We start from the raw sequence: 24,433 nt of genomic DNA, 5'->3' as shown, positions 1-24,433 counted from the left end.
AGCTTAGGGCTGGTTCACCACCTCAGTAACCCGGGTCTGGAGAGAAGGACATGCATACCCACCGCCTCTGGCTGCCGCTACTGGCGAGCCTTGTTATTGCCCTGGCCGGCTGCTCCGATTCGGAAACCGGCAAGACGCGAGACTCATCAGAGGCGTCATCCGAGGATTTTCCGGTGACCTGGCGTTTCGCCCTCGAAGAAATCGAGGGCAGTGTACAACACGCCTACGCCCAGGCGCTAAAAACCAGGATCGAAGCGAATTCCGACGGCCGGATCATCGTCGACGTATTCCCCTACGGCTCCCTCGGCACCTCCTCACAGCTGACCGAACTGGTCCGCAACGGGTCGGTCAACATGGCATTCGCCTCACCGGGCCACCTTTCGGACAGCGTCCCCGAAACCGGTGTATTCCTGCTTCACTTTCTGGTTCCGGACAACGACGACGTTGCCAGGCGCCTGTTTACCGACCCATCGCTGACCGAACTGTTTGCACCCGCCTACCAGGACGGCAATCTGACGCTGCTCGGTTTTGTGCCCGAGGGCTGGATGGCCTGGACCGCGAACAAGCCATTGCGCACACCAAGCGATTTCCAGGGAATGCGGTTCCGCACCATGACCTCCGACATGTCGGCAGAGGCGTTCCGGGCCTACGGTGCAGACACGGTCAAAACACCCTACTCCAAAGTCTACAGCGAGCTGCAGTTACGTCAGCTCGACGGCCAGACCAACCCGGTTTTTGCCATTGAGGAAATGAATTTCTACGAAGTACAGAGCACCATGACCCAGGCAAGAGCGACTCAGTTCGTCTCCTCCGTGGTGGCCAATCCGGACTGGTACGAGGGCCTTCCGGCACGGCAGCAAGAGTGGCTGGAGCAATCCATTCGCGAACTGGTCAAACAGGCCTGGGACATCCAGAAAGACCTGAATCAGACCCGGCTGGAAGCCATCACCACAGACGGACAGATCCGCGTCGTGACACTGACCGACGAGGAACGTGCTACCTTCCGGCAAGCCAGTCAGCCCACCTACCAGTACTACCTGGAACAGAACGGCGCTCGAGGGGAGCAAATTCTCTCAACCATCCGGGGGATGGTTGAGACTCTCACCGAAACTCCGGAATCAGACGGGGCTGGCAACACTGACGGGAACTGATGCCGGGCAGGCGCCATGTTGCGCCAGTATCTCCATCCCCCTGGCCGTCAGATCACTGATAAACCGGAACTGGTCCCGCGGCTCCAGCGGATAGGCCTTGACCCGATAGGTCATTCCCCACGGATGCTGGGCGACCACCACTGAAATCGGCTTCATCGTCTTGGTATAGGGGGAGGTAAACGCCACGTCCCTTAGCAGGGTCATGACACTGCGAACATCGTGGCCTGCCGTCAGGTGGAATTCCGCCACACACATCAGGTTGTCGGTGCCATCATTCCCGTTCGCGATCAGGGCATTCCAGAGGGTCGAGTGGGGAATGAGTACCACGGTGTCGTCCGGGGTCACGATCTCCGCTGCCCGGGTTCCGATGGAGCGCACCTCGCCGTACTTGCCATTCACCTCGATCCAGTCGCCCGGCCGATACGGCATCTCGTAGAGGGTAACGATGCCGGCGATCAGGCTGTTGGCGTAGTCCTTGAACGCGAATCCCAGCGCCAGACCCAGAGTCCCGAAAATGGCGACCATATTCTCGAAAGACGGTTCGATCAGGATCGGGACCACCACGACGATGGTCACGATGATGATGACCAACCTGAGCAGAGGCACGGAGGCCAGCAGATACAGCCGGGGCTTGCCACCCAACCGGCCGGCGACGCCAGGTACCAGTTTCTGGATCAGGAAAATCAACAGCGCTGCAGCAGCAACGACAACGGCCGCTTCCACCATCGCCTGGGATGTAACGGTCGAAAACAGACCTTTCAGACCCCCGAACGTTTCTTCCATGTTACCCCCCTAAAAGTCATCGACCGGATAACCCCAGCTCATCAGGTGGCGACGAACCGTCGGATACCCCAACGGCGTGACCCGCCAGTGTCCCGAAGCATCGCCCCTCTCAATAATGTCCGCCCGGACCAGACGCGACAGGGCCAGCTGCAAAGGCGCTCCCTTCACACCTGAGACCATTTCCAGACGCTCCTGATCCAGACCGTCGTGCAGTAACAGTGCGTGGAGAATAAACCCGATGGCGCGGTCGTAGCTCTGCAGCATCGTCGGAAGACTGAGCTGGTCCATGTGCACCACCCAACACTCCCGATACTTGCCCGATTCCTCCGTCGTCGGATCGTCCGCTTCGGCGCTTTCTTCCGGTCGGGCCCGAAGCGCGTGCTGCCAGACCGCCAGTGCCACACCGGGATTGCCCCTCGAAGCAATCGCCAGATCACGAAGAAAACCGGCGTGTTTGCGCCGGACACCATCATCGGGGTCATCAATGGGCAGGACATACAGGCCATCATCGGCCATTCGCGCCACCAATGGCCGATGCTCCCGCAGTGCCGCCAGATTGCCAAACCACCGCCCCAGACGCTCCGCATCCAGCGGCGCCGGTGTCAGAGGGCCCAGGTGCGCATCCGGCAGGTATCTGGACCAGAACTGCCAGCACCAGCTGGAGCAGCCAATGATGCCCTGCCCCGTCTCACCGGCAGCCATACGGCTCAGCAACTCCGGAATCAGCGCGAGCCCGGCCGGGTGCCGCAGCCAGAAATCGCCCAGTTCGGGTATGACCCAGTCACCGGAAAGATCCTGTTCATCCCACCACTGCCGGGCCTGCGCTTGAGTCATACACAGATCCTCGGGCGGAGCCACCAACCGCCACGGGGCCGGAGCAGCCTCCGAAGGCTCCAAAGTGGGTAATCGGACCAGCGATTCACGCAAACCGGAGAACGGCGGTGCAACAATCAGGGCAACGTCGCGATTGAACGCGCCGGTGGTTCTGAGGGTCTCAAGCGACGCGACAAGCGTTCGGGCCTGCGCAAAAAAATCGGGATAGGGCGCGATGCGCTCGCGCTGCCACTCAGACAGAACAGGCAGGTCGTCCAGACTCTGGAAGGGCTCTTCTTCCGGTGTGATCCCCTGCCGGAGCTGCGCCATCAGATGCCGTATCGCACCCTTGACCGTTCGCCTGACAGAGGTCTCGGGTACCCGCCAGCTTTCCATCGTGATGAGCTGGCCGAGTGGCGAGCCCTCGCTGTCTGCTCCGTTTTCGTCCTTCAAACAGAAGACTCCTGAAATGCCATGTTGTTATTCCGGAACCAGCCAGTCCAGTTCGTGGCGAATCCCCAGTCCGTCGGCGCCCGAAACCTCGTCGAGCATTGCGGCAAAGCGGTCGTCGAATCCCCATGGCGGATTGACGATCAACATGCCGGAACCGGTCATGCCCCGTTCCGGTGGATGGTTGAGGTGTATTTCGCTCACAAGGATTTTCCGGACCGGTCCTGCTGTAAGCGCTTCTTTCAACTGCTTTTCCAATCCAGACGTCAGAACCGGGTACCAGATAAGATAGACCCCATGACGACATTTCTGCCACGCTCTTTGCAGGGTTTCGGCAACGGCAATGTAGTCGGATTTGATCTCATAGGACGGATCAATCAGGGCCAGCAGCCGAGGCTGCTTCGGGGGCAATTGGCCAAGCAGGCCTTTCAGACCGTCTTCCCGCAACACCCGAACCTTCCGACCGGCCCAGTTGGCGAGCTGCTCACCCTCCGACGGGTGTAACTCAAACGCGGTCAACGCATCATCGGCGCGGAGAAACTGGCGGAACCACTCCGGCGAGCCGGGATAGGTGGCTAACCGGCCATCGTCGGCGTTCAGACGTCCAAGCAGGCCCAGCACCGGCTGCCAGTCCGGTGATCTGAGGTGCTCACGCCGTTGCCAGAGCCTCTGTACGCCCCCTTCCGCTTCACCGGTTTTCTTCGCACGTTCACTGCCAAGGTCATACATCGCGCTGCCCGCATGGGTGTCGAAATAGGCGATGGCGGACGCCTTGGTCTGCATCATCGACAGAGCCAGCGTCAGCGCCGCGTGCTTTTGGATATCGGCAAAATTGCCCGCGTGAAAGGCGTGAAGATAACTGAGCATGAAGAAAGCCCCTGAAAACTGACATTTAGCCCCAGTGAAACAGCACAGGCAAGTCCGATCCCCGAATCCATCCGTACACGGCGTTTATTCCTGAGAGTTCAGGCTGTTATGCTTTTGCCAAATCCACCAGGAGAGTACCCATTGCGATCCCGCACCAGCAACCAGGACACCATTGACCAGCTTTATGGCCTGATCGCCAACGAGGAGGACGCCCGTGTCTGCAAGGACATTCCGGATGAAGCCTGCCGGGAAGTCCCCCGCAATTTTTTCCTGATTCTGGCCAGCAACGTCCTGACCAAACTCGGCGATCTTCTGATCAGCCCGAAAACGGTACTCGCCTGGCTGATCAGCGCGGTCGGTGCGCCGGCGCTGGTGGCCTGGCTGGTTCCTATCCGGGAATCCGGATCCATGGTGCCACAGATGGTGATCGCAGCCTGGGTTCGCAAGAAAGCGATACGCAAGTGGTTCTGGACGCTGGGCAGCTTTGGCCAGGCCGCCAGCGTGGTGGCAATGGCAGCCAGCGTCTGGTTTCTCGACGGTTACAGTGCCGGCGGCGGTTTGATTGCCGCGCTGGTGGTGTTCTCACTGGCCCGGGGCTTCTGCTCGGTGTCCATGAAAGATGTCCAGGGCAAGTGCATCCCCAAAACCCGCCGGGGGCGGCTGTCCGGGCTGGCCACCACCGTCGGCGGCACAGCCACCGTGGTGATGACCGCATTGCTGTTCTGGAATCGGGGCGAGCCCTCCCTCACCTTCTACGCCACTCTGCTGCTCCTGGCGGCGGTGCTCTGGGTCATCGCCGGATTTCTGTTCGCCAACGTCGAAGAATACGCAGGGGAAACCGGTGGCGGTGCCAACGCCATGACAGAGGCCATCCGTAGCCTGTCCCTGCTCCGGGACGATGCCCCCTTCCGGCATTTCGTCATCACCCGGGCCCTGCTCCTGTGCTCGGCTCTGGCATCGCCATACTTCGTGGTGCTGGCACAGCGGGAATCCGATATCGGCTGGATGCTGGGCGTGTTTTTGCTGGCCAGTAGCCTCGCCAGTTCACTGAGCGCGAGCTTCTGGGGCTGGGCCGCTGATACCTCCAGCAGGCGGGTAATGATACGGGGCGCTGCCATGGCGAGCGCGGTCTGTCTGGGAGTCGGCTTTACCGCCCTGGTTGCCGGGCCAGACATGGGCAGCGTCTGGTTCTACCCCGCCGCCTTTTTCGTACTCAGTATTGCCCATGCAGGTGTTCGCCTCGGCCGGAAGACCTATCTCGTGGATATGGCGGGCGGCAACAAGCGGACCGATTACACGGCGGTCAGTAACACGGTCATTGGTGTTCTCTTGTTGGTAACCGGCGGCCTCACCGCCTGGATTTCCACACTGTCTGAGGTCGCCGTCATCCTTGTGCTCGGCTTTATGGGACTAGCGGGGCTTATCAGTGCCGTCAGGTTAAAAGAAGTCACTGATATGTGACTCAAACGCCCCTGATCCTCGGCAGACCTACCAATGCCCTGTCAAACAATTTGCGTGACACTCGTCACAACTGACAAGAATAAAGCAATCTTCTTGGGCCAAACACCTGCCAATCGCGGGTAAAAGGTATCCGGAATCGTCAGTTCGACACGGACATGTCCTTTCACGACGTTGGTTTTATATCCATGTGAGGATCGAACATGCGAACAGACACAATCACTCAGACGTTTCACGCCGACCGTTTGGTCCATACTGCGATTGGATGGTATGCGATGACGCGGGAAGCTTATGACCTCGGTCCGTTCCAGTCGCGCCAGGAGGCGAATGACGCCCTGGTTCGTCACATACGGATGCACAAGGGGCTCAACACCCGTGCCGCCAGCGACGAGTTCTGTGGCATTGGCCTGCACGACACCGATTTCTGTGCGAAGAGCAACTGCGCCCGCTGCGCGGAAGCCAATATTCTGCGTTCCAGCACACTCAGGGCATCGTGAGTCAGCAGAGCGAAAGGGAAGGACCCCGCACCTCGTTATTTCCCAGGGAACGACTTGGATGGCTCCTGGGCGTATCAACCTTCTTTATGACCAGCCTTTTTGCCGTTCTTTGGGTTAGCAACGCGGCAAGTTGAATCAAAAAATCCCGGCCTAATGAGCCGGGATTTTTTTGGTTCTGAAAAACGCGAAAAGGCCCTCCAGTCTGGAGGGCCTTTTTACTTAGGGCAGGGTTACATCCGTCTTGCTGGCGCAGACCGCCTGTACATTCACTTCGTTCAACAGAGACAGCAGTGACGGTGCGAAGGACACTTCAACGCTGTCGAACCGTCGATCGGTCTGGAACACCAGGAAGTTTTTATCGGCGCCGCCGAGCAGCCCCGAAGCGCCCAGCAAGTCCAGATCCAGAACGCCCGTACCGGTGCTTTCCTCCTGGATCACGCCATTTAGGAGCGTGCGGACAACCAGGTTGCCACCAAATAGATCCGCCTGGAGCAGCTGCGGGCTTTCGTTAAACGCAATACCAATGGCGTTGCTGCCCGGGTATGCAAAACCCGACGTCGCAGCGACCCGTAAATGGACCGTCGACAGGCCCAGAAGATCAACGCCATTCAGCATGGTTGCGGAGTTTTCCAGGTCGTCGTCCACCACATTCCCCGGCGCATCCACATCACACAGCAGGCCCAGCCCCAACAGACAGTCTGACCGGTCTTTCGAGGCAATCGCCTGAATATCCGTGTCGCTGGCCAGCATCGGGGAATACTGTTCTCCGGATACGGCACAGGCGTACTGGGCATCGTTTACCAGGTCACACGCGTCGCCGATGCCATCGCCGTCGGTATCGGCCTGATTCGAATTTGGGACAAGTGGACAGTTGTCACTTGGCATACCAACGTCAGCTATCCCATCGCCATCCGTGTCCGCGTCGCACACGTCGCCGACGCCGTCACTGTCGAGATCTTCCTGCCCCGGGTTGGCTGTAGAAGGGCAATTATCAGTACTGTTGGGAATGCCGTCGGAATCATCATCACTTTCACAGGCATCGCCAATACCGTCACCGTCTGAAACCCCGTTATTATCCTCTTGGCCCGGATTTGCGACCAACGGACAGTTATCCAGCTTGTCGCCGTTACCATCCACATTATTCACGCCGTCGCCATCAGTGTCGGTATCACAGGCATCTCCGATGTTATCGCCATCCAGATCCGACTGACCCTGGTTGGCGGTCAGAGGGCAGTTATCGCCGCCACTGCCTGCCACAATGGTCGAGAAGGTGCCGTCCCCATTGTCGGTTTTATCAGCAACACCGTCGCCGTCCGAATCCGTGTCGCAGGCATCACCATACAGGTCACGATCGACGTTGGACTGGTCGGCATTAGCGACGGTCGGACAGTTATCGGCACCGTTGAGAATGCCATCGCCATCCACGTCATCAGAATTGAGAATGTCCGTATCGCAGGCATCGTCGATGCCGTCTGCATCGGCGTCGACGCCCTGATTGACGGTTGCCGGACAGGAGTCCTGATTGTCCGGGATGCCATCACCATCGGAATCGAAGACCTGGGTGTCTCCGGCGACGGTGCCACCGTCGGTAGAGGACAGATCACCACTATTGGCGCGGCAACCGACCAATCCGAGGAACAAGGCCAGCATAAGCCCCAGCGGAAGACTCATTGTTGTTGTGTTCATGACTGATCACCTCCCTCAGAGATCACATTGAACTCGACACGCCGGTTGCGTTCCCGGCCGTCTTCGGTGTCGTTGCTGCGGATAGGTTTGGTTTCGCCGTAGCCCCGGGCGATCAACCGGGATGGAGCGACCCCCAGGTCGATGAGGTAATTCCGGACGGCCTCGGCGCGCTTCTGCGACAGTTTCTGGTTGTAGTCCGCGCCGCCCACGCTGTCGGTGTGGCCCGCCAACTCGACCTTCAGATCCTGCTGTCCTTTCAGGGCTTCCGACGCCCGTACAAGGATGTCCCGCGCATTAGCGGTTAACCGGTCGGAGTTGAATTCAAAGGTGACTCCCTGAAGGACAACACTCTGGGCCTTGTCGGTCTTGACGCAGCCAACGGCATCGACTTCCAGGCCTTCCAGGGTATTCGGGCACTGATCGACGCCATCGACGACACCGTCGTTATCGGAGTCAGCGAGCTCCTGAACCCGCTCCTTTTCAACTACCACCGGTTTCTCGATGTATTTGACCTTTTCCACAATCTGCCGCCGGGTGGCGCCTATGGGAACCGTGATGCCCGCTGCGAAATGGAGGTCGGACTGGCCGCCGTCGAAACTGTCGTAGACGTAACGCGCTTCCGCCCGGAGGCGTAGCCCTGAGTCGGACAATGGCGAGGACAGAAAGCCAAATCCGACGTTGCCATAGCCGCCGAATTCACTGGCGCTGTTGTTCGCCACATCGTTACGGGAAACCCCCAGGCCCGCGAGTGCAAACGGGGTGAATGGTGCGTTTCCGAAAAGGCGGTAGGCGATATCGGCACCCAGGCCCTGCTGGTAATAGTCGGTGACACCGGCCTTGCCGGTTTCGATGACACCGGTAAACAACGTCGGCTCCAGCCACCAGGATTCGTCGAGGCGCGCCCCGTAGGTGGCCCTCACGCCCATACCGTATTCGTCGGTACGGCTGTCATCCGGCACCATGTAGACACCGAGCAGAGACATCTCGCTCTCGTGCTGCACCGTTTCAGCCTTGCTCGCCGGAGCCACCCAGATCAGACAGCTTGCGACAGTTGCACAGCTCAGTTTCCAACTTCGCCTCATATTTATTGCCCCTTTTGTTTTGGTTTCCGTACAGGGTTCCAGCGATGGTTTTACCGCCACGTATCCCTCGGTGGCAGATTAGGCCATTAGGCACACTCAGGATTTGGCCGACATTTCCAGGAACTGCGTCACATTAACCAGTAAGAAAAAAGGAGAAGGTGGGAAAAGCGAACACGAAATATCAGGTTGTCAGACAGTTAGGCCGGGTGCCTATCGCCTAGATAGGCAGGTGGGATAAGGTGCTGCGGGCATCTACCCGCGACAATTTTCACATTGTTTGACAATCAGAAATGGTAAGGAGGGTCTTCAGACGACTTTCCCTTCGTTCAGGGCCAAAGCCCCCTTCACTATGCGGTAGATAACCCATATCGATATGCCCAGCAGGATAAACCAGCCGATGATGATGCCGGCGGTGACAACGCCGATGACGGTCCACAGCAAGCCGATCCAGAAGGTACGGATCTGCCACTGGAAGTGACGCTCGATCCAGGTATTGCGAACGTCGTCCAGCTTGACGTAATTGATGATGACACCCACAAGACCGGTAATGCCGCCAACAAAGAAGGAAAGGGCCTGCAGGATATACACCAGCACCGCGATGTTACGGGCCGGGTCCGACCGGCGCCGCACCGGATCGGAATCTGCGGGAATATACTCGGGATCGGACATGGGCTGCTTCCTGGCTGACTTACTCTACCAGCTTAACATAGCCAGCCCGGAACACCGGAACATCAGTGATGCTCCGGACGGTATCCCAGGCGGAATCCACCCCAGTGCCTGCCGTTGACATAGATCGGTACAGACAGGTCGTGCATGATCTCACCGGTGTCCCGCCGGTAGGTCTGGAGCAGCATGTTTTCCGTGTGACTGCCACAGCGGATACCGGTCCGATCATTGAACAACCGCTTGCTTCGGCTCTTGACCAGATCCACCTCCGGGTTGCCGGTGGGCGGATGGGAAAAATCCCGGTTATGGGTCGGCACATAACCGTCCGGCGCGCAGGCGATCGCAAAAACCAGGGCCTCGTGGGAGTCCTTCACGGGTTCCTGTATGGCCGGAAGCGCCTGGTCCGTGAACTGGTCAAACCGGCTGGCATACTTGGTCGGATGCGTATTGGGAATGGCATCGCGGGATTTGTCGAACAGTGCACTTTCGGTCAGGCGGCCATCAGCGATGGCGTGTTCGAACAACTCGCCAATCCGGCGGGCGCCGTCCCGGGCCTGATCGTAGAAGAACCGGTGGTAACTCGCCTCACTGTTCAGGGCAAAGGCCGCGTTGGCCTTTTCCGCCAGTTCCATCAGGGTAGCCGCCTGTTCCGCCAGCGATGCGACGCTGGTATCACTCTCGGAAATCTGGTCGCGAACCGTCTCGATGGCCGAAAAGACCTGTGCCAGGCTCTGCTCATTGGTCTGGTCGATCTCGGCAATTCTCTGGACCTGTTGCTGGACCCGATCCGACTGATCCCGGATCTGATCCAGACGCTCGCCGACGCTCTCCACCGATACCAGCCCTTCGTCGATGCTTTTGGCAAGATCTTCGATGCGGGAGACGATGAGCGTGGTGTCCGAGCGAATTTCTTCCAGTGTTTCGGCCACTTCGCTGGTTGCCTGGGCGGTTCTCCCGGCGAGCTGCCGAACCTCATCAGCGACCACGGCAAATCCCCGGCCCTGCTCACCAGCCCGGGCGGCCTCGATGGCGGCATTCAGCGCCAACAGGTTGGTCTGCTCGGCAATGCCCTGGATGGTGGTGGTTACACCCTGAATCTTGTTGGATTTTTCATTCAACTCCTGAATCAGCCGCAGGTTCTCACCCGACTGTTGATGAACCTGGCGAACACTCTCAATAGCGCTGACCAGGGCCTCCCGACCTTCGCTGCTGGTCACACTCGCCTGATGCGCCATGGTGGCGGCATCTGTGGCCTGAGTAGACGATTCCCGCACCGTTTCAGTGATGTGGCCGGCGTGACTCGCCATTTGCGCGGTTTCTTCCACCTGTCGGTCCAGTCGCAGCTTCACCTGATCGGCTGCAAAGGAGACCTGGGCCGCCGAGATCGCGTTACGGTCAGCACTGTCAGACAGGGTTTCGACCAGCGCCCGGCCAGAGGCCGCATCCGAGAGAAGTCCGGCACATTTCAGCCGCAGCGGATGATCATCCGGAAGGGAGCCATCGTTGAGGCCGTCGATGCCCCGCTCGGCAGGCTCCAGCACCCGGACCACCAGGTACACACTGGCGACCACCAATCCCAGGATCACGCCAACCAGCAGTGAAATGGGGTCCAGTCCTAACACAGGCGCCACGAACACCCCCGCCACTGCCAACACACTGGCAACCACCAGTCCCCAGACTGCCGTTGAGCGCTCAAGTAAACCCATAACAACCTCATAATTATTGTTCTGTCTGCTTTCATCTTGTTATTGAAGGCCATCAAGGAGAGTAATAAATTGATATGAGTTAATAACTCATACTTTAGTGCACGTACATCGCACACTGCCTTTCAGGGTATAGCGGCAGGAATTACAAATTCTGAAGGAAAGAGATGAGTTTCCCGCGAAACCGAATTATGACTACGGGCTCGCGGAAAACTGTAAATTTGAAACAACTATGCTACTCAGCGGGCTTTCTTTAATTACAACACTCCACAATTACAGACGGCGGTCTGAGCTTGATACCTAATCAATCGGCTGGCCGTTCGCGTAGTAAGCACTGTGTTCCGAATGCTCTACAAATCCCATATTAATCATTTGACTTACGAACGGGTCCGCCTCCATGTCGCCGATATCAGCAAAATCAGTCAACTCGTAGTGGCGCCATTCGTCGAAACGCTTCTGAACAGCAGAAACCTCAGCAACAATACGCGAAGCCTTCCAGTTCACGCCCGCTCCCTTGACTTTCAGAGAAGCGGGAACGGCGAGTTCTGGAATCCATTCCAACGCAATACCGCGGTCAGCACTGAGAAAGGTTTGAATCTTCAAGCACGGGCTCTGTTGCCACGCCCCGGTTCTATCAAGATCATCCTCTCCAAAGCCCAGCATCTTAGGACTCCCCAGGACCGCCAAGGTCCGCCAGTCCTGGTCCTTTCCAAGGATATGCAGATCCGCTGGCTCATAGGCGATGCCTCGCTTCGCCTTAGCAAATAATTTGTTCATCGCGACCCTACCGTTAGGCAGGCGATGCCACAACGCAACCTGTCCAGACGTCGGGTTTTCCCAAGCCACTTCGCCCTGATATCGCCAGAAAATTAGGCGCTGTTCAGCGTGCTGAGGATTTTCATACTCGACTTTCACGGCCTGCTGCGGTGTGGCAATGCACTCAGAGGCAACCACCGCTTGGCAAAAAGCCGAAACGACCATCAGACTGGTTATCCATAAAAACCGCTTCATAAAAAATCCCTATAAAACCCCTAAACTGCCCCCTCTGAACGAGGGGGCAAGACCTGCTAAACGCTACGGCAGCAAACCTGCACTGTGAGCCATGACATGGAACAGAACATTCTGTTCGATGGTGCCTGTGACCAAATCCGCACCAGGGCCGCGGGCAAAAACAGCGACGTCTTCAGCAGCGTGGGTTTCAGATCCAAGCGGCACCAGAGCCTCCTGATGAAAGCCGGCCTGAGTTGTGTCAATATTACTCAAGTCCTTACGACCCGCATCGGCTGGCATACCGTAGCGATCATCCGCGTCGGTCGCGGCACCAATATCGGCAAACCCGAGCCCATTCGCATAGCCCACCGTCGTATATGGCAAATCATCACCCGCCAGAGTGGGTTCAGACTCCGCTTGACCACTGCTGTCATTGCCAATCACTTTGCCTAGAATGGGATTACCTCGGGTCGGATAGCCGGCAATAGTGAAAACATGACTATGGTCGGCGGTCACCATGATCAACGTATTTTCAGGGTCTGTTTTTTCCATTGCCTCCTTCACCGCCTTCGACAGTTCCACCGCGTCAGTCAGGGCACTATAGGCGCTACCGGCATGGTGGCCATGGTCAATTCGACCCGCTTCGACCATCAGAAAGTAACCATTGGCGTTACTGGATAACAGATCTATCGCCTTGCCAGTCATCTCGTGCAACGATGGCTCACCCGCAATGTCATTCTGCCGATCTGCCTCATACTGCATATGCGAGCTATTGAAAAGACCAAGAACCTTGGATGTACCAGCTGAGAGCGCGTCGAATTCCGCCTGGGTTTGCACGTACAGGCCCTGCGGATACTTAGCTTTCCACTCATCAACCAGGTTTCGACCATCGGTGCGCTTGCCCGAACTGCCCTCAATGTCGGTCACATTGTTTGGGAGAAAATTGCGTCGCCCTCCGCCCATAGCAACGTCGATACCATCGCCAGCCGCAAACTCCACCAACTGCGCTGCAATGTCCTTGCAACCACTTGGAGCTGAATATTCCCAGTTACGCTCTGGAGTCTTGGCGTATACCGCACCTGGAGTTGCATGGGTTATCCGAGCCGTCGTCACAATACCCGTTGACTTGCCGCTGTTTTCCGCAAGCTCAGCCAACGTGGTCAACTCCTTTCCCTGGCTGGAGGCACAATCCGCTCGAACAACATCCTCGGAAACACTCAGCACGCCCGCTTTGGATTTCACCCCGGTCATCAGCGCTGTCATGGTGCCGGCGGAATCAGGTGTCTGCTGGTTGGTGTTATAGGTTTTCACAAGCCCTGAAAACGGTAGCTTCTCAAAGCTCAGGCGATGCTCTTCTCCACTGCCCCCTTGCATCTGACCTTCCAGAATCCGGGCGGCCGTGATCGTCGAAATCCCCATGCCATCGCCGACAAACAGGATCACATTCTTTGCCGCACCCGGTTGATGGTTGACTGTACGCTCCGAGGCCAGCTCCACATTCTGCTGGGCATCCTGATACCAGGCGCTCTGTGCCTGCGCCTCGGGCACAGTAAGCTCAGTGACATCCGATTCTTTGTCGCTGTTGCCGCAAGCACTGAGAAACGCTGTGGCGATGGTGACAAAGCTCAGTTTGGTAATCTGTTTCATGACGTTCATCCTTTTCTGCATCCGTCTTACTTCGCAGTGTCGAGACCCATCGCCCGGGTCATGACGTGATAAATCTGGTTTTGCTCCATATCACCCTGCACCAGATAGGCATCGGCGCCGATGGCATGAATCGAGACGTCTTCACCCGCGTGTGTTTCAGATCCCAGTGGCACGAGCGCTTCCTGATGGTAGCCTGGCTGCCTTGTATCGATACCTGTAAGATCTTTACGGCCCTCATCTACGGGACTTCCGTATCGGGCATCCGCATCCGTTGTGCTCCCGAGGTCAGCGTAGCCGAGACCATTTGTATAACTGACGGTTGTGTATGGAAGGTTGTCACTGGCCGGTTCCGGGCTGGTTTTAGGCTGGCCACTGCTGTCGTTAGAGATGACCTTGCCCAAAATCGGGTTACCACGGGTGGGGTAACCAGCAATTGTAAAAACATGGCTGTGATCGGCCGTTACCAGAATCAGGGTGTCTTCCAGGTCTACTTTGTCCACGGCGGCCTGAACAGCCTCGGAAAAGGCAATGGTGTCGGTCAATGCACTGTATGCACTGCCAGCATGGTGCCCGTGGTCAATGCGACCACCCTCCACCATCAGGAAAAAGCCATCATCATCTTTCTGAAGCACATCAATCGCTTTCGCGGTCATGGCCGCCAACGAAGGTTCTCCAGCGATATCGTTCATACGATCAGCGGCATACTGCATGTGCGAGCTATTAAACAGTCCAAACACCCGTCGGGCATCACTTGGAATGGCATCAAATCCTGCCTGATCTTCGACGTAGACACCGTCAGGGTGGTTCGTGCGCCATTCGGTCGTTAGATCCCGGCCATCCTTGCGTTTCCCGGAAGAGCCCTCTATATCTGTCACGGAGTTCGGCAGAAAATTCCGACGACCCCCGCCAAACGCCACGTCAATACCGTTGCCGATATCAAAGGAAACCAGCTGGTCCGCAATATCCTTGCACCCATCTGGTGCTTCATATTCCCAGTTTCGCTCTGCAACTTTGGCGTATGCACCTGCGGGCGTAGCGTGGGTCAGGCGTGCCGTGGTTACGATCCCTGTTGCGCGACCCGAGGCCTCGGCTCGCTCCAAGGCCGTCGTCAATTCATGACCTTGGCTGCCCGGGCAGTCCCCACGCAGAACGTCTTCACTGACATTAATAATGCCTGCTTTAGTTTTAACGCCGGACATCATCGCTGTGACCGTACCTGCAGAGTCCGGGGTCTGCTGGTTTGTGTTATAGGTTTTAGCCAAACCGCTGTAAGGGAACTTCTCAAAGCTGAGATAGTTTTCCTCACCAGTTCCGCCTTTCATCTGCCCGTCCAGAATTCGAGCGGCGGTAAGTGTGGAGACGCCCATTCCGTCACCAATGAATAAAATGACGTTTTTGGCAGGGCGAGCTGTACGGTCAGAGTTCAGTCTTTGCTGAAGCGTTGCCTGAGCGCTGGTATACCAGTTGCTACCACTCTGGTAAGTCGGCAGGTCCGCATAGGCGCTTGCGCTTACGACTGACGCCAACAGCAGGCTTATCGCACGCTTATCCATAAGTTGCTCCCGTCTCAATTATTTGTGTGCTGCTTTAATGAAATGAACTTGGCGCCAGTAAGCGTCAAAACCTGTCAAAGCGAGCGGAAATCGAATTGTTTGTCTCACGCTGTTCACTTTTGTCAGTGACATGATTACGACGCAGCCTCTGGCCATTAGAGAGTTGCACTTCAACGTGTCATTTCAGTGACTTATAGGTGACGAAAAAATGAAAGGAGGCAATTGTTAATAGCGTTGCGTCAGTTTGTGATTGAGCGGAGCGCGGCAAGCGACGGGACCGGAACGGTTGGTCTGACTCCGGCTAGAGCGCCGGAGTCCGGTGCGTGTTTAGGGGGGGGAATGGAGCAATCCTCAGGTCAGGACTACTGCGTCATGTTGTCGTAGCTATTCTTGGCGTCCTCGCCGGCTTCATCCATAGCATCGCCCATGTCGTCGGCCGCATCCTTGGCGCCCTCCTTCAGCTCACCGACCGCGCCTTCATCCTGCCCGGTTGCTTCTTCGACGGTTTCCTCGGTGCTATCGGCGGCATTTTCGGCCATGTCACTGGCATTTTCCGCAGCCTGATCCATATCAACGCCTTCGTTGTCTTCAGAACCACAGGCGACAAGACCAAGCGCCGTTGCGAAAACCAATCCAGTCATAAGTCGACGTTTCACAGGGTGTCCCTCCTTTGTGTGTCAATGTCGAGGTACACAGGGTGAGGCAACGCCAACTGGAGGGCAATTACGTGGCGATTACGGTTGAGTCAGGACATTTCCCGCCCGGGGCGACCATCCGTCGATGGTCATGATGTGATCAAGCTCGAGCATGGCACCACGGCCAAGCATCACGAAATCGCTTCCTGCCCGGCTGAACACATCCCGAATAACGTCGTGGGCGATGCATACCTGCCCGGCTCCGTCGCGGTAAATGATTTCTGCCATCCTTCCGGTTGTTCGATATTCCTGGAGCGTGTCCTGGATAAGCCTTTGCGGCTCCCGGTCCGGTTCAGCCTGGAAAGTCATGGTCTGGTCGTCCCTGCGGCGGCACTTTCTGCGTGTTGTTCTTGTTAACTCCACCAAGTCTGGCTCAGCTTCACTGAATCTTCCAGAAGACAGCCCTTTGTCATTTTGAGCCAAAGACTTTTACATCTTCGTCGCCTGTTGCATTGATAGATTGTCCGACATAAATTCAGATAACGATCAACACACGGAGAACAGGACATGAACGCCAAGGTCAACCCTGCGATCGATTCGCACAAGGCAACAGCCCCGGCCAATACCGACGAATCCGGCAAAGGGGGCGACTGGAAAGACCCGAAACGCTATCTCTGGTTGCTGGGCCCCGCCCTGCCGGGCATCGGCCTGGCGGCGCTGACCGGCTACGCGGTTGCCCCGAAAAAGCTCAAGGCACTGGCCTGGACAGGCCCGGCTCTGGTGCACGGCATTATTCCGGCACTGGACCGCGCCATCGGCGAAGATCAGAGCAACCCACCGGAATCCGCCGTCAAGTCACTGGAGCAGGACAAGTACTACGACCGGATCGTCAAGGCCTTCATTCCTACCCAGTACGCCATGACCTTCATGGGGGCCTGGCTTGCCAGCCGGAAAAAGACGCCCCTGGAGGACAAGATCGGCCTGACCCTCACCGTAGGGGCCATCAATGGTGTCGGTATTAATACAGCTCACGAACTCGGCCACAAGTCGAACAAATTCAACAAGCTGATGGCGATGGCAGCGTTAGCGCCGACCGCCTACACCCACTTTGTCGTGGAACACAATTTCGGACATCACAAACGTATGGCAACGCCGGAGGACCCCGCCAGCAGCCGGATGGGCGAGAGCTTCTGGAAGTTCCTCCCACGCACGGTGATGGGTGGCATCAAATCATCCATAAAAATCGAGAAGGCCCGTCTTGCCCGCAAGGGCAAGTCCTTCTGGAGCCTGGATAATGAGCTGCTCCAGGGCTGGGCCATGAGCGCCGGCTTCTTTGGCGCCACCACACTGGTATGCGGCCCTCGCGCGGTGCCGTTCCTGGCCGCCCAGGCAGTCTATGGAGCCAGCCTGCTGGAGAGCGTCAACTACATCGAGCATTACGGACTGCTGCGTCAGAAAGACAAGAACGGAAAATACGAGCGGACCAAACCCGAGCACAGCTGGAACAGCAACCACATTGTCACCAACCTGTTCCTGTACCAACTGCAGCGGCATTCCGATCACCATGCCCACCCAACACGGAGCTTCCAGGCCCTGCGACACTTTGAGAACGCGCCGCAATTGCCTGGCGGTTATGCTTCAATGCTGCTACCGGCCTACGTTCCCAAGTGGTGGTATGAGGAAATGGACAAGCGGGTGATCGATCATTACGAGGGAGATCTGAGCAAGATCAACTGGGATCCGGACCGGAAGGATGAGCTGATGGCGAAGTACGCCGATTATGCCGCCAAGGTGGCTGCCGAAGCGGAAAACCGCCGCCAAGGGCAGTCTGAGTCTGACGCGGCCTAACGCATCACCTTGTCTGCAGGCGGGCAATTGCCTCCTTCCTTCCGGGACACGCCGTGAATACATCCGTGTAGGCTTGAGCGCAGCATCCCTGCTGCGCACAGTCCCGGAAGGAAGGAGGCGGATGCCCGCTCAGGCTGCGGAGTTATTTTCCTCTAAAAACAGCTTCCCGCCTTTCGAGGAACGACTGAATCCCTTCTTTGACATCGTCACTGGCCATCACCGGCTGCAGATCCGGGAACAGGCGCTGTTTTGCCACTTCCTGCCCCTGACTCACCGCGATTTTTGACGACTTGAGGCTTCCCTGAACACCCAGTGGTGCCGCCTTCGCAATCTTCTCAGCGATTTCCAGGGCTCTGTCGAACTGCTCGCCGGGCTCGACCAGCTCCTGAATCAGTCCCCAGTGATAGGCCTGGTCGGCCGTCCACTCATCCCCGGTCAGCAGGTAACGCTGGGCATTGCCCCAGCCGATTTCACGCTGCAGGCGAATCGTAGCGCCGCCACAGGCAAAGATGCCCCGCTTAACTTCCAGTTGCGCGAAGCGCGTGCCTTTGGCGGCGACTCTGACATCGGTGTTGAGCATCATTTCGACACCGCAGGTGAAACAGATCCCCTGAGCCGCGAAGACGACCGGCTTGGACAGGCCATCTCCGGTGACATGAAACGGATCAAGCTCCCCTTCCCCCGGCTCAATACCTTTACCGTTAGCGAACACCCCGGCCCAGTCGTCCAGTTGCAGGCCGCTGGTGAAATGGTCACCCTCGGCGTACATCAAACCCACACGAAGCGCCGGATCGTGCTCGAGCTGGTAATAGGCCGCCGCGATTTCGTGGTACATCGCCCGGTTCATGGCGTTCATTTTTTCCGGACGGTTCAGCCCAATCAGCAGGATGTGGCCTTTCTTTTCGACATTTACCAGTGACATGGTTACTCCCTCGGATATCAGAACCAGTCGGCCTGCATGTTGAGACAGGTATCGTCCTGATTGCGGAGCAGAACCAGATCCTGGGCAACGGTGGGCAACTCCCAGTGGAAGAAATACTGGGCAGCCTGGAGTTTGCCGTTGTAGAAGTTCCGCTCCTCGTCACTGGACGCGTTCACCACAGCTTTGGCGGCGACGTTGGCCTGGCGCAGCCACATCCAGGCAACGGTAATGTGCCCAAACAGGTGCAGGTAACAGGAGGCATTGGCAAGCACGGCGTCCGGATTGCCGCCACCCATCAACGATTTGCCCAGGCTCTGGGTCACTTTGACGGCCTGCTGGAGGGTTTCACTCAACGACAGCGCCCATTGCTGGCAACGGTCCGTGGTGGCTGCTTCGAGGTCCACCTGCATTTCCTGCATCAACAATTGCATACCGTGGCTCTGATCCTGCCAGATTTTCCGGCCGAGCAGATCCAGGGCCTGGATACCGTTGGTACCTTCGTGGATCGGATTCAGACGATTATCCCGCCAGCATTGCTCCACCGGGTACTCGCGGGTGTATCCCGCACCACCGTATACCTGGATCGCCAGATCGTTGGCTTTGGGTCCGTACTCGGAGGGCCAGGCTTTCATCACCGGCGTAAGCAGATCGAGCAGCTTTCCTGCTTCGACGCGTTTCTGCTCATCGGGATGGGTATTCTGGTCATCCACCAGCCGGGCACCATAAAGACACAAGGCCAGGCCACCCTCACTGTAGGCCTTCTGGGCCAGAAGCATCCGGCGAACATCGGCGTGCTCGATGATCGGCACCTGCGGGCTTTCCGGATTTTTCTCGGAGGGCTTGCGGCCCTGCAGACGGTCCCTGGCGTACTCCAGGCTGTGCATATAGCCCCGATAACCAATGACCGCCGCGCCAAAACCCACACCCAGACGCGCTTCGTTCATCATCTGGAACATGTACTTCAGGCCCTGGTGAGGTTCACCCACCAGATAACCGTGACACGGGGCATCGTCGCCGAAGCTCAGGGCGGTGGAGGTGGTGCCCCGGTAACCCATCTTGTGGATGAGTCCGGCCAGGCTGACGCCGTTGCGTTCTCCGGGATTACCCTCTGCGTCCACCCGGAATTTAGGCACGATGAACAGGGAGATACCCTTGACGCCCGCGGGCGCGCCTTTGATCTTGGCGAGGACCATGTGAACGATGTTCTCGGTGAGGGACTGCTCGCCACCGGAAATGTAGATCTTCGCGCCCTTGATCAGGTAATGGCCTTCTTCCGTCGGGCTGGCTGAGGTGCGGATGTCCGCCAGGCTGGATCCGGCGTGGGGCTCGGTCAGCGCCATGGTGCCGGTAAAGCGGCCGGTCAGCATGTGCGGAAGGAAGGTTGCCTGCTGCTGGTCGTTGCCGAAAATCCGAATCAGGTTGGCGGCGGCAGTCGTCAGGAACGGGTAGCCTGCCGTCCCGGGATTGGCGGCGGTAAAGAAGCCGTTGCAGGCGGCCATGACGGATTCCGGCAACTGCATGCCGCCGAGTTCATAGTCATAACGGCCAGCGATGAAGCCGGCTTCGGAATAGGCATCGAAGGCCTTTTTGACCTGCGGGAGCATTTTTACCTGTCCGTCTTCGAAACGGGGCTCGTCCTTGTCCGCGGCACTGTTGTGGGTGGCAAATTCTTCGCGGGCCATTTTGTCGGCCGTTTCAATGACGGCGTCGAAGGTGTCTTTGTTGTGCTCGCTGAACCGGTCGCGCTGAATCAGGGATTCGGTGTCGAGGACTTCGTAGAGTTGGAACGCCAGGTCGCGGCGATCAATCAGCGTGTCTGTCATGCATGGTCTCCTGTTTATTGCCGCCTAGATTGGCACAACCGGCGCTTGTGTTAAAACCGGCATTTCTGACATATTCTTGGTCAATGCCGCCAACACAGCGCCAGACCGCTCGGGCCACGACGGAAGGGGCGCCAGAAACCCGCCGTGAACACATCCCTGTGGGCTTGTATGCAGCTTCCCTGCTGCACACAGTTTCTGGCGCCCCTCCCGCCGCGACCCTGATTCGGAGGACACATGTACACTGTTTCAATCATAGGTTTCGATGGCGCACTGGCGAGCGCCGTCACCGGCATCATCGATCTGTTCCGGCTGGCAGGGGTGACCTGGGCGCGGATTCACGGCGACGAGCCCCAGCCCTGGTTCCGCACACGCCTGCTGACCCGGGACGGCGAACCGTGCAAATGCATCAATGGGCTTACGCTGGTCAGCGATGGCGCGTGGAACGAGCCCGATCGCGACGACAGCGATCTGATCATCATTCCAACCATTGGTGCCCCGATCGAGAAAGTATTGGCCGGCAATTCTCAGCTGATCGAGTGGCTGGGGAACTTCCGGACCCGGGAGACGCCGAACGTTCACGTCGCCAGCAATTGCACCGGGGCCTTTTTTCTCGCCGAAGCTGGCCTGCTCAATGGCCGGGAGGCGACGACCCACTGGGGATTCAGCAACCAGTTTCGGGAGCGTTACCCGGCTGTGCAGCTTCATCCGGAAAAGCTGGTGACGGTGGATGGCCCCGTCGCCTGTGCCGGCGGCGGTATGGCCTGGTGGGATCTGGGGGTCTATCTGGTGGAACGTTTCGCCGGCCCCCAGGTTGCCCGGGAGCTGGCGAAAGCGTTTGTGATCGACGCGGGACGCAGCAGCCAGGCACCCTACAGTGTTCTTCAGGCCAAACGCTACCACTCCGACGCCGTCATTCTCGCACTCCAGGACTGGCTGGACGATCACTTTCGGGAATCCCTGTCCCTGCCTGCACTGGCCGCAAGAGCGGGGCTGTCCGAACGATCACTGCTCCGGCGGTTCCGGCAGGCCACCGGCGATACACCCAACACCTATTTACAGTTACTTCGGGTGGAAAGTGCCCGCCGACAACTCGAGTCTTCCGGGCGGAGTATCGACGCCATTACCCGGGATATCGGGTACGAGGACATCAGTTCATTTTCACGTCTGTTCCGGAAACACACCGGGTTGTCACCCGGCGCCTACCGGGCGCGATTCGGTCGTTAGGCGATACATTTCTGGCCCGGCTTATGCTTCATAAATGCTTGAAGGCCACACGGCCCGGGAAAACGTATATTTTCCTGACACCGGTGTAACAGTGGGGAGGTAGTTTTCCATGCAGGCACCAACCAGACAAACTCAGGCTGATGTTCTTAGCCGTCTGTACGACATGAAGCAGAAGCAGCTGGCGCAGGCCCTGCAGCAAGGCAACTCGCTACGCTGCCAGGTGTTGGAAGCCGAAGCACAAGCGATTTTCAAGGCACTGGAATCGATTCGCTGAGCTGAACCGCCAACAGAAACAGGTGCCCAAAAGTGACGCCAACATGCCCGCCAGCGTCACCATTGGAAGCCAGACGCCCAGCTCGTTAAAGCTGAGCTGCGATTTCCGTTCCCTGACGGATGGCCCGTTTTGCATCCAGTTCCTCGGCAACATCCGCGCCGCCAATCAGGTGTGTTTTCACTCCGGAGGCGGTCAAACTGTCAAACAGTTCCCGGTAAGGCTCCTGGCCCGCACAAATAACGACATTATCAACGGCCAGCACCCTGCTTTCGGTGACTTTGCCCTCCTTGTCGGTCAGGGAAATATGCAAGCCCTCGTCGTCAATTCGCTCGTATCGACAGCCCCGCAACATCTCCACGTCCCGATGTTTCAAGCTGCTCCGGTGAACCCAGCCCGAGGTTTTGCCCAGGCCGCCTCCGACCTTGCCGGTTTTCCGCTGCATCAGATAGATCTTGCGGGGTGACGGCGTCGGTTTTCGTTCGGCCAGGCCTCCGGGGCCCTCGAATTCAGGGTTTACGCCCCATTCTGCCTGCCAGTCGGCGACAGCGACCTGTTCGCCTTCGGGTTGATGGCTGGCGTCATGAGTCAGGAATTCGCTGACATCAAAGCCAATGCCTCCGGCACCAATGACCGCTACGGTTTCGCCCACCGGTTTGTTGTCACGAAGCACGTCGAGGTAACCAAGTACTTTAGGATGGTCGATACCCTCAATGCTGGGGGTTCGAGGCTTCACGCCGGTGGCAATCACCACATCATCGAACCCCTGCTCGACCAGGGCGCCTGCATCGACCCGGGTGCCGAGTTTCAGGTCTATCTCCAGCAACTCGATCTGGCGCTGGTAGTAGCGCAGGGTTTCGTAGAACTCCTCTTTGCCCGGGATGCGCTTGGCGTAATTGAACTGGCCGCCGATCCGGTCATCCGCTTCGAACAGGGTGACCTTATGACCACGTTTTGCCGCCGTGGTTGCCGCTGCCAGACCGGCCGGGCCTGCGCCGACGACGGCGACCCGACGAGCTACCGGCGCTACCGTCAACACCAGCTCGGTTTCATGGCAGGCCCGCGGATTCACCAGGCACGACGCCCGTTTGGCCTGGAACACGTGGTCCAGGCATGCCTGGTTGCAGGCAATACAGGTATTGATCTCATCACTGCGGCCCTGCTCTGCCTTGCGCACAAACTCGCTGTCCGCCAGCAGGGGCCGGGCCATGGAAACCATATCCGCCTTGCCGGCCGCGAGAATCTCCTCACCTTTTTCCGGCGTGTTGATCCGGTTGGTGGTGCACACGGGAATATCCACTTCACCGTAGAACTTGGCGGTGACATCCGCGAAGCCACCGCGTGGCACCGAGGTGACAATGGTGGGTACCCGCGCCTCATGCCAGCCGATACCGGTATTTATGATAGTGGCACCCGCCCGCTCAATGGCCTTGCCCAGCGTAACGATCTGGTCCCAGGTCTGTCCGCCTTCGACCAGGTCCAGCATGGAAAGCCGATAGATGATAATGAATTCCGGACCGACAGCGTCGCGGATGCGTCGGACAATTTCCACGGGCAGACGCATGCGATTCTCGTAGGGACCACCCCACTTGTCCGTTCGCTTATTCGTCCGCTCACACAGGAACTGGTTGATGAAATAACCCTCGGAGCCCATCACCTCGACGCCGTCGTAGCCTGCAAACTTTGCCAGTTTTGCGGCGTTGACGAAGTCGTCGATCTGCCGCTCGACGCCCTTCGTGGACAGGGCACGCGCCTTGAACGGACTGATCGGTGCCTTGGTTGCAGAAGCCGAGACGATCAGCGGCTGATAGCCATAACGCCCCGCATGCAGCAGTTGCAGGCAGATTTTTCCTCCGGCCTCGTGAACCGCGCCGGTGACATGCCGGTGCAGGAACGCCGTTACCCTGTTGTTCATTGTGGAAGACAGCGGTGCCAACTGGCCGACGAGGTTGGGCGAGAAACCGCCGGTTACCATGAGCCCGACACCCCCTTCCGCCCGCTCGGCGAAATACCGGGCAAATTTGTGGATGTTCCAGAAACGGTCTTCGAGGCCGGTATGCATCGACCCCATCAGAACCCGGTTCTTGAGCTCGGTAAATCCAAGATCGAGGGGTTTCAGCAGGTTGGGATACATTTCGCTCATGGAGGGCTCTCTCATGGAAAATTTATCGCGAGTATACACTTGATCAATGGCAAGTTGACTTGACCTTGCGGACGGTCCACGTATCATCAAATCCCAAGTTCGATTGACGGAGCAACCAATGACCGGAAGGTCCTTCGGCTGCAAACAGACCATTCGCCCGCCCATCACGGCTGATATCGCCCGCCACCGCGGTCGTCTACCCTATTTCCCGGACCCACCCT

21 protein-coding genes are annotated in these 24,433 nt (G+C 58.0%); 6 read left to right on the top strand and 15 right to left on the bottom strand.

From position 1 onward, the window contains the following. The first annotated feature begins 50 nt into the window (after positions 1–50). Positions 51–1,151 (top strand): TRAP transporter substrate-binding protein DctP, encoded by a 1,101-nt coding sequence (gene dctP / locus MLD04_RS02120; protein WP_248154320.1) that lies wholly within the window; start codon positions 51–53, stop codon positions 1,149–1,151. Here the strand turns inward: dctP and MLD04_RS02115 are convergent. Genes MLD04_RS02115 through MLD04_RS02105 form a run of 3 tightly spaced genes read right to left on the bottom strand, consistent with a single transcriptional unit; the run spans position 1,119 to position 4,064 of the window. Further along, the gene (locus tag MLD04_RS02115; protein WP_248154318.1) at positions 1,119–1,934 is read right to left on the bottom strand and encodes a mechanosensitive ion channel family protein; all 816 of its coding nucleotides are present in this window, start codon (positions 1,932–1,934) and stop codon (positions 1,119–1,121) included. The two genes, dctP and MLD04_RS02115, sit on opposite strands and share 33 nt — an antisense overlap. Before the next feature lie 9 nt (positions 1,935–1,943). Then, positions 1,944–3,200 carry a hypothetical protein gene (locus tag MLD04_RS02110; RefSeq protein ID WP_248154316.1) on the bottom strand — a complete coding sequence of 419 codons (1,257 nt, stop codon included), beginning with the start codon at positions 3,198–3,200 and terminating at the stop codon, positions 1,944–1,946. 27 nt (positions 3,201–3,227) lie between these two features. Then, positions 3,228–4,064 (bottom strand): 23S rRNA (adenine(2030)-N(6))-methyltransferase RlmJ, encoded by an 837-nt coding sequence (locus MLD04_RS02105; protein ID WP_248154314.1) that lies wholly within the window; start codon positions 4,062–4,064, stop codon positions 3,228–3,230. A 141-nt stretch (positions 4,065–4,205) separates the two neighbouring features. Here MLD04_RS02105 and MLD04_RS02100 point away from each other — a divergent pair, with 141 nt between their 5' ends. After that, complete coding sequence (locus tag MLD04_RS02100) at positions 4,206–5,525, top strand: MFS transporter (protein WP_248154312.1); 1,320 nt, start codon at positions 4,206–4,208, stop codon at positions 5,523–5,525. Between the two features lie 200 nt (positions 5,526–5,725). Next, on the top strand, positions 5,726–6,019 hold the full coding sequence (locus MLD04_RS02095; protein ID WP_282451706.1) for a DUF6316 family protein: 294 nt from the start codon (positions 5,726–5,728) through the stop codon (positions 6,017–6,019). A gap of 219 nt (positions 6,020–6,238) precedes the next feature. Here the strand turns inward: MLD04_RS02095 and MLD04_RS17790 are convergent, their stop codons facing one another. From MLD04_RS17790 to MLD04_RS02050, 9 genes are all read right to left on the bottom strand, one after another. Continuing rightward, the gene (locus MLD04_RS17790) at positions 6,239–7,705 is read right to left on the bottom strand and encodes a thrombospondin type 3 repeat-containing protein (RefSeq protein WP_248154308.1); all 1,467 of its coding nucleotides are present in this window, start codon (positions 7,703–7,705) and stop codon (positions 6,239–6,241) included. Next, complete coding sequence (locus MLD04_RS02085; protein ID WP_248154306.1) at positions 7,702–8,787, bottom strand: OmpA family protein; 1,086 nt, start codon at positions 8,785–8,787, stop codon at positions 7,702–7,704. Before MLD04_RS02085 ends, MLD04_RS17790 begins: the two co-directional genes overlap by 4 nt. Positions 8,788–9,093: 306 nt before the next feature. Beyond that, entirely contained in the window at positions 9,094–9,456 is a 363-nt protein-coding gene (locus MLD04_RS02080) for a DUF4870 family protein (RefSeq protein ID WP_248154304.1), read from the bottom strand. 62 nt (positions 9,457–9,518) lie between these two features. Next, entirely contained in the window at positions 9,519–11,159 is a 1,641-nt protein-coding gene (locus tag MLD04_RS02075; protein WP_248154303.1) for a methyl-accepting chemotaxis protein, read from the bottom strand. Between the two features lie 297 nt (positions 11,160–11,456). Further along, a complete protein-coding gene (locus MLD04_RS02070; RefSeq protein ID WP_248154301.1) occupies positions 11,457–12,167 on the bottom strand; it encodes a hypothetical protein in 711 nt (236 codons plus the stop codon). Positions 12,168–12,230: 63 nt separating this feature from the next. After that, complete coding sequence (locus MLD04_RS02065; protein ID WP_248154299.1) at positions 12,231–13,793, bottom strand: alkaline phosphatase; 1,563 nt, start codon at positions 13,791–13,793, stop codon at positions 12,231–12,233. Between the two features lie 26 nt (positions 13,794–13,819). Beyond that, positions 13,820–15,346 carry an alkaline phosphatase gene (locus MLD04_RS02060; RefSeq protein WP_248154298.1) on the bottom strand — a complete coding sequence of 509 codons (1,527 nt, stop codon included), beginning with the start codon at positions 15,344–15,346 and terminating at the stop codon, positions 13,820–13,822. A 362-nt stretch (positions 15,347–15,708) separates the two neighbouring features. Continuing rightward, positions 15,709–16,002: a hypothetical protein gene (locus tag MLD04_RS02055; protein WP_248154296.1), complete on the bottom strand. Its 294-nt coding sequence runs from the start codon at positions 16,000–16,002 to the stop codon at positions 15,709–15,711. A gap of 78 nt (positions 16,003–16,080) precedes the next feature. Beyond that, the gene (locus MLD04_RS02050) at positions 16,081–16,350 is read right to left on the bottom strand and encodes a hypothetical protein (RefSeq protein WP_248154294.1); all 270 of its coding nucleotides are present in this window, start codon (positions 16,348–16,350) and stop codon (positions 16,081–16,083) included. A 198-nt stretch (positions 16,351–16,548) separates the two neighbouring features. Between MLD04_RS02050 and MLD04_RS02045 the strand changes: the two genes are divergently transcribed. Continuing rightward, entirely contained in the window at positions 16,549–17,829 is a 1,281-nt protein-coding gene (locus MLD04_RS02045) for an alkane 1-monooxygenase (RefSeq protein ID WP_248154292.1), read from the top strand. 142 nt (positions 17,830–17,971) lie between these two features. Here MLD04_RS02045 and MLD04_RS02040 read toward each other — a convergent pair whose 3' ends face one another. Beyond that, positions 17,972–18,751: a crotonase/enoyl-CoA hydratase family protein gene (locus MLD04_RS02040; protein ID WP_248154290.1), complete on the bottom strand. Its 780-nt coding sequence runs from the start codon at positions 18,749–18,751 to the stop codon at positions 17,972–17,974. 17 nt (positions 18,752–18,768) lie between these two features. Continuing rightward, the gene (locus tag MLD04_RS02035; RefSeq protein WP_248154288.1) at positions 18,769–20,574 is read right to left on the bottom strand and encodes an acyl-CoA dehydrogenase; all 1,806 of its coding nucleotides are present in this window, start codon (positions 20,572–20,574) and stop codon (positions 18,769–18,771) included. 234 nt (positions 20,575–20,808) lie between these two features. Here MLD04_RS02035 and MLD04_RS02030 point away from each other — a divergent pair, with 234 nt between their 5' ends. Continuing rightward, positions 20,809–21,798, top strand: a complete 990-nt coding sequence (locus MLD04_RS02030; RefSeq protein ID WP_248154286.1) for a GlxA family transcriptional regulator — start codon at positions 20,809–20,811, stop codon at positions 21,796–21,798. Positions 21,799–21,907: 109 nt separating this feature from the next. Continuing rightward, positions 21,908–22,072: a hypothetical protein gene (locus MLD04_RS02025; RefSeq protein WP_248154284.1), complete on the top strand. Its 165-nt coding sequence runs from the start codon at positions 21,908–21,910 to the stop codon at positions 22,070–22,072. An 85-nt stretch (positions 22,073–22,157) separates the two neighbouring features. Here the strand turns inward: MLD04_RS02025 and MLD04_RS02020 are convergent, their stop codons facing one another. Further along, a complete protein-coding gene (locus MLD04_RS02020) occupies positions 22,158–24,212 on the bottom strand; it encodes an NADPH-dependent 2,4-dienoyl-CoA reductase (RefSeq protein ID WP_248154282.1) in 2,055 nt (684 codons plus the stop codon). Positions 24,213–24,433 lie beyond the last annotated feature (221 nt).

The sequence above is a fragment of the Marinobacter koreensis genome (assembly GCF_023156285.1).
Lineage (GTDB): Bacteria > Pseudomonadota > Gammaproteobacteria > Pseudomonadales > Oleiphilaceae > Marinobacter > Marinobacter koreensis.
This window is presented reverse-complemented; position numbering and strand designations above follow the sequence as displayed.

What these genes read in the sequence shown, in the direction of transcription:
- MLD04_RS02080 (WP_248154304.1), bottom strand. Translation starts at nt 9,456, where the DNA reads ATGTCCGATCCCGAGTATATTCCCGCAGATTCCGATCCGGTGCGGCGC.
- MLD04_RS02025 (WP_248154284.1), top strand. Translation starts at nt 21,908, where the DNA reads ATGCAGGCACCAACCAGACAAACTCAGGCTGATGTTCTTAGCCGTCTG.
- MLD04_RS02060 (WP_248154298.1), bottom strand. Translation starts at nt 15,346, where the DNA reads ATGGATAAGCGTGCGATAAGCCTGCTGTTGGCGTCAGTCGTAAGCGCA.
- MLD04_RS02070 (WP_248154301.1), bottom strand. Translation starts at nt 12,167, where the DNA reads ATGAAGCGGTTTTTATGGATAACCAGTCTGATGGTCGTTTCGGCTTTT.
- MLD04_RS02065 (WP_248154299.1), bottom strand. Translation starts at nt 13,793, where the DNA reads ATGAAACAGATTACCAAACTGAGCTTTGTCACCATCGCCACAGCGTTT.
- MLD04_RS02030 (WP_248154286.1), top strand. Translation starts at nt 20,809, where the DNA reads ATGTACACTGTTTCAATCATAGGTTTCGATGGCGCACTGGCGAGCGCC.
- MLD04_RS17790 (WP_248154308.1), bottom strand. Translation starts at nt 7,705, where the DNA reads ATGAACACAACAACAATGAGTCTTCCGCTGGGGCTTATGCTGGCCTTG.
- MLD04_RS02095 (WP_282451706.1), top strand. Translation starts at nt 5,726, where the DNA reads ATGCGAACAGACACAATCACTCAGACGTTTCACGCCGACCGTTTGGTC.
- MLD04_RS02075 (WP_248154303.1), bottom strand. Translation starts at nt 11,159, where the DNA reads ATGGGTTTACTTGAGCGCTCAACGGCAGTCTGGGGACTGGTGGTTGCC.
- MLD04_RS02035 (WP_248154288.1), bottom strand. Translation starts at nt 20,574, where the DNA reads ATGACAGACACGCTGATTGATCGCCGCGACCTGGCGTTCCAACTCTAC.
- MLD04_RS02105 (WP_248154314.1), bottom strand. Translation starts at nt 4,064, where the DNA reads ATGCTCAGTTATCTTCACGCCTTTCACGCGGGCAATTTTGCCGATATC.
- MLD04_RS02085 (WP_248154306.1), bottom strand. Translation starts at nt 8,787, where the DNA reads ATGAGGCGAAGTTGGAAACTGAGCTGTGCAACTGTCGCAAGCTGTCTG.
- MLD04_RS02045 (WP_248154292.1), top strand. Translation starts at nt 16,549, where the DNA reads ATGAACGCCAAGGTCAACCCTGCGATCGATTCGCACAAGGCAACAGCC.
- MLD04_RS02050 (WP_248154294.1), bottom strand. Translation starts at nt 16,350, where the DNA reads ATGACTTTCCAGGCTGAACCGGACCGGGAGCCGCAAAGGCTTATCCAG.
- MLD04_RS02040 (WP_248154290.1), bottom strand. Translation starts at nt 18,751, where the DNA reads ATGTCACTGGTAAATGTCGAAAAGAAAGGCCACATCCTGCTGATTGGG.
- MLD04_RS02020 (WP_248154282.1), bottom strand. Translation starts at nt 24,212, where the DNA reads ATGAGCGAAATGTATCCCAACCTGCTGAAACCCCTCGATCTTGGATTT.
- dctP (WP_248154320.1), top strand. Translation starts at nt 51, where the DNA reads ATGCATACCCACCGCCTCTGGCTGCCGCTACTGGCGAGCCTTGTTATT.
- MLD04_RS02115 (WP_248154318.1), bottom strand. Translation starts at nt 1,934, where the DNA reads ATGGAAGAAACGTTCGGGGGTCTGAAAGGTCTGTTTTCGACCGTTACA.